Raw genomic sequence first — 11,141 nt, 5'->3', positions numbered from 1 at the left:
CGAACTCGGAAGTGAAACGCAGCTGCGCCGATGGTAGTGTGGCCCATGCCATGTGAGAGTAGGACATCGCTGGACATTTACACCGAAGGCCGGATCCCACAAGGATCCGGCCTTCTTCTTTGCCGGCGCCCTACCTTGCCCGTCGCCCGAACATCGCAGCTGAGGGATCGCTGATGGACCTGCGCATCCCGACCCGGTCCGCCAGGCAACACGCACGCCAGGCAACACGCACGCCAGGCAACAAAAAGCCCCGCTCGCGCGGGGCTCTTGCGTTTCTTCCTTTCCGCCTCCGCGAATGGGTGCCTACAGTACCCGCGGCGGCTCGCCGCCCACGATCACCACGTCCGCGCCACGACGGGCAAACAGCCCCACGCTGACGACGCCGGGAATCTGGTTCAGGGCTGTCTCCATGCCCTTCGGGTCGGTGATCGACAGGTTGTGGATGTCGAGCACGAGGTTGCCATTGTCGGTGACCACGCCCTCGCGCCAGACCGGTTGCCCGCCGGTCTGGGCCAGGACTTCGCGTGCGACCAGGCTGCGGGCCATCGGAATGACTTCGATCGGCAAGGGAAACCGGCCGAGGACGTCGACCTGCTTGCTCGGGTCGACGATGCAGACGAACGTCCTGCTCGCCTCGGCGATGATCTTCTCACGCGTCAACGCGGCGCCACCGCCCTTGATCAGGCGCTTGTGCGGGTCGCATTCGTCGGCACCATCGACGTAGAGGGAGAGCGGCCCGGTCGCATTCAGGTCGAGCACCTCGATACCGTGCTGCTTGAGGCGCGCGGTGCTCTGGTCGGAACTGGATACGGCGCCCTTGATCCGGTCCTTGATGGCGGCCAGTGCGTCGATGAAGTAGGCGACAGTGGACCCGGTGCCAACGCCGACGATCATGCCGTCCTCGACGTACTCGATGGCTTTCTCGCCGGCCAGGCGCTTGGCTTCGCTCATGTGTGGGATCTCTTGGCGGTCTGATGGTGGAAAGGGTAGAGGTGGGCCCGTCGCCTGGCCTACTCCAGCGACAGGAGGTACTTCCATTGCGCTGCGCTGACCGGGAAGACCGAGAGTCGATTGCCCCGGCGCACGAGCGGGAACTCCTCGCCGAGCCGGTCCGCGTGCTGTTTGATCTCGTCCAGGCTGATCGTCCTGGGCAACTTGCGCTCGAACGCGACGTCCACGAGTTGCCAGCGCGGTGCCTCGCGCGTGCTCTTGGGGTCGTAATAGTCGGAGCGGCGGTCGAACTGCGTTTCGTCCGGATACGCATTGCTGGCGACCGTGGCGGTGCCGACGATACCGGGTACCTTGCAGTTCGAGTGGTAGAACAGGATGCCGTCGCCGACTTTCATGCCGTCGCGCATGAAGTTCCGGGCCTGGTAGTTGCGGACACCGTTCCATGGCTCGGTGCCGACCCGTTCCAGGTCATCGATGGAGAAGGCGTCGGGCTCGGATTTCATCAGCCAGAAACGGCGGCGCGGGCTCATTCGGGGCTCCGGTGGGAGGGGCGGAAGTCGAGGGTAATGGACTCGGTGCAGACGGCATCGAGCGGGACATCCCATGCCTGTGCGGGCAGCCGGGGAACGGCTTGCAGGTCGAATGCGGCACCGACCATCCACGGCGAACCCGGGCGTCCGTGCCGGAACGCGAAGCTGCGATCGTACCAGCCACCTCCCATGCCCAGGCGCTCGCCTTCCAGGTCGAATCCGACCAGGGGCAGCACGACGAGGGCCATGTCGATGGGCCGAAGCCAGCGGGAGACGGGCAGGTCGGGCTCCGGGATGCCGAACCGGTTGGGACGCAGTGGCGTGCCGTCCCCATAGGGGGCGAACCGGAGCTGGCCGTCATCGCCGAGGACCGGCAGGCAATAGGTGCACGATCCTGGAAGCCGGGCACGCCAGGGCTCCAGGGACACCTCGCCGTCGCTGGCCCAGTACCCGGCCACGGGTCCCGAAGAGGGCGCGAACGCAAGCGAGGTCAGTTGGCGGGCGAGTCCGTCCGCGGCGTGGTTCCGCGACGCAGGCGTGACCGCACGGCGCGCCTGGCGCAGCCGGTCACGGAGCTGGCGACGTTGCGCCATCGGGTCGTCGGTCATCCTCCGGGTCCTAGGCCAGGCTGCACGGAAAGGCGGGGCGCCCATACGCAAGCAGCGCCACGAGGGCGCTGCATGCGGAATTCAAAAGTCCTCCGCCGATGGCGATGCGTACGAAACGACCTTGAACCCGGGGTTCAAGTGGGGACGCTTGGAAACCGTCGGGCTTTCCGCTGCATGGCGGACCTGCACTCCGGGTACCCGTTGCGCCCCCGCGGTCGCAATTAAGGGACAAGGCGAATGTTTGCGTACGCCGTCGTCCACAGCAGAGGACGTGGAGGGAGTATAGCGCGAGGACACGCGACCACGGGGCCGCTTGTCGGCAGGGATGCGATGCTGTTCACGTTCGGGTGGCGCGACGCGCTTACGGGGTGTCCAGCAGGCCATCGAGCTTGCGGTGCAGGTCGCCCAGGGTGCGGGCGAGTGCGGCGTGGCGCTGCCCTTCTTCCTGCTTGAGCTGCTGGAGTTCGTGCGCGAGGTTGAGGGCGGCGAGTACCGCCACCCGGTCGAGGGCGGCCATGCGGTTGCCGCCGCGGACCTCTCGCATCTTGCCGTCCAGCAACCGTGCGGCCTCGAGCAGGCTGTCCTGCTCCTCCGGCTCACAGCCTACGGTGTACTCGCGATCGAGCAGGCGGATGCTGACAGGCGTGCTCTTGCTCACGTGTGCTGCTCCAGCGACTTGAGGCGGGCGATCATCGCCTCGACCCGGACACGCGCCTGTTCGTTCTTCGCCAGCAGGGCGGAGCGCTCGCCGACGAGCTGCTCCTGCTGCTGGCGCAGGCTGCGGTTTTCCTCGCCGAGCCGGCGCGTGCGCTCCGCCAGCATCTCGACACGGTCGGCAAGGCCTTTCAGCTGGGCGAGCAGGTCGGCGTGGTCCATCCCGGCACGATAGGCAGCGCCCGCGAAGCGGTCAAGATGCGCTGGAGTGGCGGCGGGGCGGGTCGACCCGTTCCGGTTCCGGACGCCAGGTGGCGAGGAAGGCTTCGCAGGCATCCGCCTCCAGCGGTCGCGCCAGCCAGTAGCCCTGGACCTCGTCGCAGCCGTTCTCGCGCAGGAACTGCATCTGCTGGACGTCCTCCACCCCTTCGGCCACGACGTTCAGGCCCAGCGAGTGCGCCATGGCGATGACCGTGCTGGTGATGGCGGCGTCGTCGGAGCCTTCGCTGAGGTCATCGATGAACTCCTTGTCGATCTTCAGCGACGTCAAGGGCAGGCGCTTGAGGTAGGCCAGCGAGGAGTAGCCGGTGCCGAAATCGTCGACCGCAAGGCCGACGCCGAGGTTGCGCAGCGCACCCAGGGTGGCGGCGGTCTGCTCGGCGTTGGCCATGATCACGCTCTCGGTGAGTTCGAGCTCCAGCGTGCCGGGCGGAATCCCGGTTTCGCGCAGCACGCGCTCCACCACGCGCGGCAGGTCGCCGCGAAGCAACTGCAGGGCCGAGACATTGACCGCCATCGTCAAGTCGTTGAAGCCCTGCGCGCGCCAGCGGAGCAGTTGCGAGCAGGCCTGGTGCAGCACCCACTCGCCGATCTCAAGGATCATGCCCGTCTCCTCGGCAAGCGGGATGAACTGGGCCGGCGAGATGGTGCCGTGCTCGTCGCTGTGCCAGCGCAGGAGCGCCTCGACGCCGGTGATGCGCTGCTCGTCCAGCGACAGCTGGGGCTGGAACACGAGGTGAAGCTCGCCGCGGTCGAGCACCTTGCGCAGCGCGGCGGTGATCGTGGCCCGCCGGCGGATCTCGACGTCCATCGACTCGTGGTAACGCATCAGGGTACGGCGACCGGCAGCCTTGGCCTGGTACATCGCGGTATCGGCATGCTTGAGCAGGTCGGTCGGGACCAGCGCGTGGTCCGGATAGAGGCTGATGCCGATCGAAGGGGAGATCGACACGTCGTGGCGCTCGTCGAAATCCAGCGGGGTTTCGAAGGCATCCAGCAACTGGCGTGCGATGCGCTCGGCCTCGTCGACCGACTCCAGGTCCTCGAGCACCACGGTGAACTCGTCACCGCCGAGGCGGGCGACCGTGTGGCCCGCGCCGACGGTCTGCTGCAGGCGGTTGGCCGCTGCGCGCAGGATGCGGTCGCCAGCGGCATGGCCGAGCGAATCGTTGATGTCCTTGAAGCGGTCCAGGTCCAGGAACAGCACGGCGATCTTCCGGCCGTTGCGGCGTGCGCGGACGATGGCCCTGGACAGGCGTTCCGACAGCAGGGCGCGGTTGGGCAGGCTGGTCAGGGTGTCGTAGTTGGCCAGGTAGCGCAGCTCCTGTTCGGCACGCTTCTGGTCGGTGATGTCGCCCAGGACGGCAACATAGTGGCCGGCCTGGCCGCCGGCCTCGTGGACGACGGTGCTCTGCAGTGAACACAGGAATTCGTTGCCGTCCTTGCGTTGCTGCCAGATGTCGCCGGACCAGCGGCCGTTCCGCTCCAGTTCGCTCCGCAGGTGCTCGTAGAACGCCTGGTCGTGCTGCTGGCTGTCCAGCATCCCGGTATGGCGGCCCACCACTTCGGCGGCCGAGTAGCCGGTCATGCGCTCGAAAGCCGGGTTGACCGAGATGAAGTGGAAGTTGCGATCGAAGACCGCGACCGCTTCGGCCATGCTGCGCAGGACTTCGCTGGCGATCCGGCGCTCACGCTCGGCACTGCGGTTGTTGGTGATGTCGCGGGCGGTGCCGGCGACCCGCATCGCGCGCCCTTGCGCGTCGCGTTCGACCACGCGGCCGCGGGTACGCATCCAGGCCCAACTGCCGTCGGGTCGCCGGGTCCGGTGTTCGGAGAGGAACAGCGCGGTGTCGCCGCGCAGATGGCGCCGCAGCTGGGTGTTGACGCCGTGCAGGTCGTCGACGTGGATCTCGTGGGTGGCATTGACCTGCGTCTGCGTGCTGATCTGCGGGGCGTTGCCTTCCTCGTCGTAGACGCGCATCCAGTGCAGCTGGCGCTGTTGCAGGTCGTAGTCCCAGAACTGCTCGCCCGAGGCCCACAGCGCGAGCTTGAGGCGCTCTTCGCGTTCACGGATCTGGCGGAACCAGCCTTGTTCGCGACGGTGGTTGCGACGCCAGCGCCAGCCCAGGACCGCAGTGGCGAGCAGCAGGGCCAGGCCGAGCAGGGTCAGGGCGAAGGGGTGGCGCCACAACGGGGGGGCCACGCGGACCGGCAGGCGCAGTTCGCCGTCGCCCCACGCGCCATCCCGGTTGGTGGTCTGGGCGCGGAAGGTGTACGTCCCGGGGGGCAGGCGGGTGTAGGTGATGTCGGTCTGCGTGCCGTTGTCGATCCAGTCGCGATCGAACCCTTCCATCATGTAGCGGTAGCGGGGTTCGCTGGCAGGGGCATGGTCGAGGGCCCCGATCCGCAACCGCAGGAGGTCGGTCCCACCGGAGACATCCAGGGCCTGGGGATGCCAGAGCGTCGCGCCGTCGCTGGGCGACTCGGTGCCGATGCGGGCCGACAACAGGCGAAGCGGCGGCGTATAGGCGGACTCGCGGATCTGGCCGGGTTCGAACAGGTTCAGGCCGCGGACGCCACCGAACGCCATGCGGCCATCGCTCAACAGGGCATACGCCCCCCCGTTGAACTCGCGGTCCTGCAGGCCATCGGCCAGGCGGTATGTATGCGTGGTGCCGGTCCTCGGGTTGAACCGCAGCAGGCCGCCGTCGGTCCCCAGCCAGAGCTCGCGTTCGCGGCACTCGCCGATGCTGAAGACCATCGGCACCGGACGGTCGGCGAGGCTCGCCGCGAGCGGGTGGTCGAAGTGGATCCGGTCGTCTTCGTCTTCGATCACGCGGCTCAGGCCGGACCGGGTGCCGACCCAGATGTCACCGTTGCTCCCCTGGTGGAGGGCGCGGATGAGGTTGCCGGAGAGGCTGTCCGGCGTGTTGATGCCGTGGCGGAAATGCCGCATGCGACCGCTCGCCGGGTCCAGCAGGCTCAGCCCGTCGCCGGTACCGAACCAGATGCGCCCGCGGTCGTCTTCCAGCAGGGCGTGGACCGTGCCGTGGGCCAGCTGGCGGGGGTCGCCGTCGCGGAAACCGTAGTTGACCACCTGGCCGCCGTCGCGTCGCATGTGCAACGCGCCGATGCTTTGCGTACCCAGCCAGAGATCCCCGCGCTTGTCGACCAGGACACTGCGCAGCGCGGTGCCGGAGTACGCACCCAGGAGCCCGGTCTCGAACTGGCCATCGGCCGGATCGAACCGGGCCAGTCCGCGCGTCGTGGCCAGCCACATGCGCCCGTGACCCGCATCGCTGATGTCGATGATGCGCACCGGCAGCACGTTGCCTTCCGGATCGTCCGGATAGGCCTCGCGCAGGCGATCGGTCCAGTGTTCGAACTGGTCGGCCACCGGATCGTAGCGGCTGAAGCCGCTGTCGTCGGTGGCCAGCCAGAGGGCGCCATCCGGTGTTTCGTGCACGGCGCGGATACTGTTGTGCGCCGCCAGTCCGCGGGCGTGGTCGTCGTGGCGGTCGAAGACATAGCGGAACCGGGTGCCCCGCGGATCGGTGACGGACACGCCCCGGAACGAGCCTCCGGCCCACAGCATGCCGCCGCGATCGACCAGCAGGGTGTTGACGGTATTCTCGGGAAGACTGGCGGGCACCATGGGGTCTTCGTGCACGTGCTCGACGGCGCCGGTCTCGGGGTCCAGGCGCAGCAGGCCGTCATCGCGCAGCGCAAGCCAAAGCTGCCGGTCCGGCGCTTCGACGACGGCCCGCACGTGCGGCGTGCCAGGCATGTCCGGTGGCGTCGCGTCGCCCGGCCAGAGGCGTTGCAGGGTGGTCGCGTCCGGACCGGGCGTGAACAGCCCTCCGGCCCGCCCGACCAGCACGCGGCCCTGGTGGTCCATCGAAAGGCTCAGGATCGGAACGGCATCCCCCACCCGCTGTACGTTCCCCTGCGGTGAAACGCGGAACAGTCCCAGCGCGTTGCCATACCAGATGCCCCCGTTCCGATCCGCCACGAGCGACTGCCGCGCGGAACCGACCAGCGCCGCGGGATCAAGCGCCAGCACCTGGGTGTGGCGACCGGTCGCCGGTTCAAGCCGCTCCAGGCCCTGGCCCGTGCCAATCCACAATTGCCCCTGCCGGGGCAGCAGCGCGCGGACCTGCCGCCGTGCGCGGCCGTCGGCCTCGCCCGTTTCGAAGCGCTGGATCTCGCCCGTGCCGATGTCCAGGCGGGATACGTATTCGGCCTGCGAGCCGATCCACAGGTAGCGGTCGCCGGAGACGGCCAGCGCCGTGATATGGCTGTCCGGAAGGCTGGCCGGGTCACGCGGGTCATGCTGGAACAGCTGGTAGCGGTGCCCGTCATAGCGATGCAGGCCGCCCTGCGTGCCCACCCAGACGAAACCCTGCGGATCCTCCGCCAGGCTCAGCACGCTGGCCTGCGCCAGACCGTGTTCGCTGCCCAGCGTATTGAAGTAGAAGTCACGCGCCGCAGCCTGCGCGCCACCTGCGAATCCCAGCAGTGCCGCCAGCATGGCGCCGATCCATGCCGCGCAGGCAGGCGCCGTGCGGCGGCGACGGCCAAGCGCGTCCGCCAGCCCCGGCGGGCACCGCAGGGCGGGACATCCGTGGCCGTGCACCAGGCCGGGCGGCCGCCAGTCAGGCATCGATATGGGATTCCGGTCAGAACGCTGTGACAGGAGTGTAGGCAGGCGGTCCCCCTTGCGCCAACCACGACGGCGTGGCCTGCCGGATTGCTACACTTCCCTTGTCTCCCCGAACGTGAAGAGCCGCCCGTGACGGACGCCCCCGCCGAGCTCCCGCAATTGAGTGAAATCGACGCCGAAGCCCGGGGCCATGCGCTGGCCATCGGAGCGGCCGAGCTGCACGGCAGTCTGTGCGGCTGGCTGGCGGGCGGCGCAGCGCTGAAGCCGGACTGGCTGGCCGCGGTGATGGCGGACCCGACCGTACCCGCACCTCCACCGGGTTCGGCGCTCGATCGCCTCGCGCGCACCACGCTGGCCCAGTTCGACGACCGCGCGTTCGGTTTCGAGCTGCTGCTGCCGCCCCCGGAGGCGAGTCTGGCCGAGCGCAGCGGGGCGTTGTTCGAGTGGTGCCACGGCTTCGTCGGCGCGTTCGGGCTGGCAGCGGGGGCCCAGCCTCCGCTGTCGTCGGAAAGCGAGGAGGCGCTGGGTGACCTGGCGCGCCTGGCGCGCGCGGAGCCGCAGGATGATGGAGATGATGCCGACGAGGAAGCGCTGGTGGAGATCGAGGAGTTCGTTCGCGTGGCGGCGTTGCTGCTGCACGGCGACTGTGCACTCGCGCCGCGCCATCGCCAACGCCTGAACTGATCCGCCCTCCCGGGCCCCATGGCCCCTGCCTGCTTCGAGTCCCATGCCCACGCCCCTGAGCATCCCGCTTCGCAATCATGCCCGTCGTCGCCGGCAGCTGATGCGGATGGCCGGTGACGATGCCATCCTGATCCTGCCCGCGGCGGCCGAGCGCGTCCGCAGCCGCGACACCCACTACCCCTATCGCCAGGACTCCGACTTCTGGTATCTCGCGGGCTTCCCGGAGCCGGAGGCCGTCCTCGTCCTGGTGCCGGGACGGGCGCACGGTGAGAGCCTGCTGTTCTGCCGCGAGCGCGACCCCGAGCGCGAAGGATGGGACGGGCCGCGCATCGGCCCCGAGGGGACCGTGGAGACGCTGGGCTTCGACGACGCATTCCCCATCACCGACCTGGACGACATCCTCCCCGGACTGCTCGAGGGGCGTAGCCGTGTGTACTACCACTTCGGGCGGGACCAGGAGTTCGACCTCAAGCTGATCGGCTGGCTCAACCGCGTACGGGCACAGGTCCGCCATGGCGCGCAGCCGCCGCACGAGTTCCTGGAGCTTGGCCACCTGCTGGATGAGATGCGCCTGTTCAAGGACCGCGACGAATTGCGGCTGATGCGGCGTGCCAGCGAGATCACGATGCAGGCCCATGCCGCCGCGATGCGCGTGGTGCGACCGGGCATGCACGAGTACGAACTCCAGGCGGAGATCGAGCGGGTGTTCCGTGCCCATGACGCGTGGCCGGCGTACGGCAGCATCGTCGGCGCAGGGGCCAACGCCTGCGTGCTGCACCATGTCGCCAACAACGGCCCGGTGCACGACGGCGACCTGGTCCTGGTCGACGCCGGGGCGGAGTACCGGGGGTATGCATCGGACATCACGCGGACCTTCCCGGCCAATGGACGCTTCAGCCGCGAACAGCGCCTGCTGCACGACCTGGTCGGCGACGCCCAGGCCGCGGCGCTTGAGCAGGCCCGCCCGGGCGTGCCCTACGAGGCGGGCCACGAGGCCGCGGTCGCGACCCTGACCGAGGGGCTGCTGAAGCTTGGCCTGCTCAAGGGCAAGCTCGAGAAGCACCTTTCCGAGGGCACCTACAAGCGCTATTACCGGCACAAGACCGGGCACTGGATCGGCCTGGACGTGCATGACGTCGGTGAGTATCGCCTCGACGGCGAGTCGCGACTGCTCGAGCCCGGTATGGTCTTCACGATCGAGCCGGGCCTCTACATCGCGCCGGATGACACCCGGGTGGCGGCGAAATGGCGTGGCATCGGGATCCGCACCGAAGACGATGTCGTGATCACCCGGGACGGCCACAAGGTGCTGACCGGAGGGCTGGCCCGCAGCGCGGACGAGATCGAAGCCTTCATGGCGGGTTGATGCGCCCGCCCCGCCGCCCCGGGCGGACCGGGGGCGGGGTCGGGGACGCGCTTACGCCAGTGCGGCGAAACCCTCGCGCGTGAGGTTGACGGCGTCGCCTTCGGTGCACACCACCTCGTCTTCGATGCGGATGCCGCCGAAGGGGCGAAGTGCGGCGACGCGCTCCCAGTCGATGTCGCGGGCATGCGGCCCCTGCCGCACCTGCTCCAGCAACATGTCGATGAAGTACAGGCCCGGCTCGATGGTCACCACCATGCCGGGCGCCAGCGTCCGGGTCAGGCGCAGGTGCGGGTGGCCCTCCGGGGGCTCGATGCGACCGCCACGGTCGCTGGCGAGGAAACCGCCCACGTCATGCACCTGCAGGCCGATGCCATGGCCCATGCCATGCGGGAAGAACGCAGCGCTCACCCCACATTCCACCGCGGCTTCAGGGGACATGCGCAGGACGCCTGCCTCCTTCAGGATGCGCGACACGAGCAGGTGTCCCTCCAGGTGGATCCGCGCGTAGTCCACGCCGTCGCGCACCTGCGCGCAAAGGGCCTGCTGGGCGACGTCCATCGCATCGATCATGCCCTGGAACTCGCCGGTGGTGTCGATGGCATGGGTGCGGGTGATGTCGCAGACGTAACCGTCGTGGCTCGCGCCTGCGTCGATCAGGAAACTGCGAGGCTCGCGCGGTGGCACCCGGTCGAATTCCATGTAATGCAGGATCGCGTTGTGTTCGTTCAACGCGATGATGTTGTGGTACGGCAGTTCGTTCGCGTCCTGCCGCGCCGCCTGGCAGTAGGCCAGGTGGATGCCGAATTCGCTTGCGCCCGCGCGGAAGGCGCGTTCGGCGGCGCGGTGCGCCCGCACGCCGCGATCGGTGGCCTTGCGGATCATCGCGATCTCGTAAGGCGTCTTGTAGGCACGGTGGTATTCCAGGTAGTCGATCACCGCCTGGGGGTTGTTGGGTGCGAACGGGCCGAGCGTACTGCCGGACTCGCCGAGGATGGCGCAGCGGGATGCGTCGGCGGGGAGCAGGGGCAGGGCGTCGCCCGCCTCGCGGATGACGTGCACGTCGAAATGCCCGGCCCAGTAGCCGCCCGGTGCCTCGGGGACGACGTGCCAGTAGTCAGCGGGCTGCAGGTAGACCAGCCGGGGCGTCTCCCCCGGTGTGTAGACCAGCCAGCTGCCGGGGTTTCGCACCAGCGGGACCCAGGCCTTGAACTGCGGATTGACCGCATAGGGGTAGTCCCGGTCGTCGAACACCTGGTAATGGAGCACACCGCTCGGCACGACGAGATGGTCGTGGCCGCTGCGCTCCAGCGCGGCATCGGCCCGCGAGCGCAGCACGTCGAGGTGTTGCGGGTATAAGATCGACGGATCGGATGCGGTCATGGGGGCTCCTCTTGAGAACGTCAAGG

Annotated in this window: 9 protein-coding genes and 1 other RNA gene; 2 read left to right on the top strand and 8 right to left on the bottom strand. The window is 68.7% G+C overall.

What is annotated here, in order from left to right:
- Positions 1-303 precede the first annotated feature (303 nt).
- The 7 genes from rpiA to H4F99_RS07440 all read right to left on the bottom strand — a co-directional run bounded on the left by rpiA (position 304) and on the right by H4F99_RS07440 (position 7,553).
- Complete coding sequence (gene rpiA, locus H4F99_RS07470; protein WP_182669095.1) at positions 304-951, bottom strand: ribose-5-phosphate isomerase RpiA; 648 nt, start codon at positions 949-951, stop codon at positions 304-306.
- Positions 952-1,010: 59 nt separating this feature from the next.
- Complete coding sequence (locus tag H4F99_RS07465) at positions 1,011-1,481, bottom strand: EVE domain-containing protein (protein ID WP_182669094.1); 471 nt, start codon at positions 1,479-1,481, stop codon at positions 1,011-1,013.
- Entirely contained in the window at positions 1,478-2,089 is a 612-nt protein-coding gene (locus H4F99_RS07460) for a 5-formyltetrahydrofolate cyclo-ligase (protein WP_182669093.1), read from the bottom strand. Before H4F99_RS07460 ends, H4F99_RS07465 begins: the two co-directional genes overlap by 4 nt.
- Positions 2,090-2,174: 85 nt before the next feature.
- Positions 2,175-2,361: non-coding RNA, 6S RNA (gene ssrS, locus H4F99_RS07455), on the bottom strand.
- 89 nt (positions 2,362-2,450) lie between these two features.
- Positions 2,451-2,747, bottom strand: coding sequence for a cell division protein ZapA (locus H4F99_RS07450; RefSeq protein ID WP_182669092.1), 297 nt, complete (start codon positions 2,745-2,747; stop codon positions 2,451-2,453).
- Positions 2,744-2,965, bottom strand: coding sequence for a TIGR02449 family protein (locus H4F99_RS07445; protein ID WP_182669091.1), 222 nt, complete (start codon positions 2,963-2,965; stop codon positions 2,744-2,746). The genes H4F99_RS07450 and H4F99_RS07445 overlap by 4 nt, the downstream gene beginning before the upstream one ends.
- Before the next feature lie 31 nt (positions 2,966-2,996).
- Positions 2,997-7,553 carry an EAL domain-containing protein gene (locus H4F99_RS07440; protein ID WP_182669090.1) on the bottom strand — a complete coding sequence of 1,519 codons (4,557 nt, stop codon included), beginning with the start codon at positions 7,551-7,553 and terminating at the stop codon, positions 2,997-2,999.
- A 261-nt stretch (positions 7,554-7,814) separates the two neighbouring features.
- Between H4F99_RS07440 and H4F99_RS07435 the strand changes: the two genes are divergently transcribed.
- Both H4F99_RS07435 and H4F99_RS07430 read left to right on the top strand, forming a co-directional pair.
- The gene (locus H4F99_RS07435; protein ID WP_182669089.1) at positions 7,815-8,369 is read left to right on the top strand and encodes a UPF0149 family protein; all 555 of its coding nucleotides are present in this window, start codon (positions 7,815-7,817) and stop codon (positions 8,367-8,369) included.
- A 43-nt stretch (positions 8,370-8,412) separates the two neighbouring features.
- The gene (locus H4F99_RS07430) at positions 8,413-9,735 is read left to right on the top strand and encodes an aminopeptidase P N-terminal domain-containing protein (RefSeq protein WP_182669088.1); all 1,323 of its coding nucleotides are present in this window, start codon (positions 8,413-8,415) and stop codon (positions 9,733-9,735) included.
- A 51-nt stretch (positions 9,736-9,786) separates the two neighbouring features.
- On the opposite strand, the gene pepQ is transcribed toward H4F99_RS07430, so the two are convergent.
- A complete protein-coding gene (gene pepQ, locus H4F99_RS07425) occupies positions 9,787-11,115 on the bottom strand; it encodes a Xaa-Pro dipeptidase (RefSeq protein WP_182669087.1) in 1,329 nt (442 codons plus the stop codon).
- Positions 11,116-11,141 lie beyond the last annotated feature (26 nt).

The organism is Marilutibacter penaei, from assembly GCF_014145395.1.
Lineage (GTDB): Bacteria > Pseudomonadota > Gammaproteobacteria > Xanthomonadales > Xanthomonadaceae > Marilutibacter > Marilutibacter penaei.
Note: the sequence above shows the minus strand (reverse complement) of the source record. Positions and strands in the feature narration are given on the sequence as shown.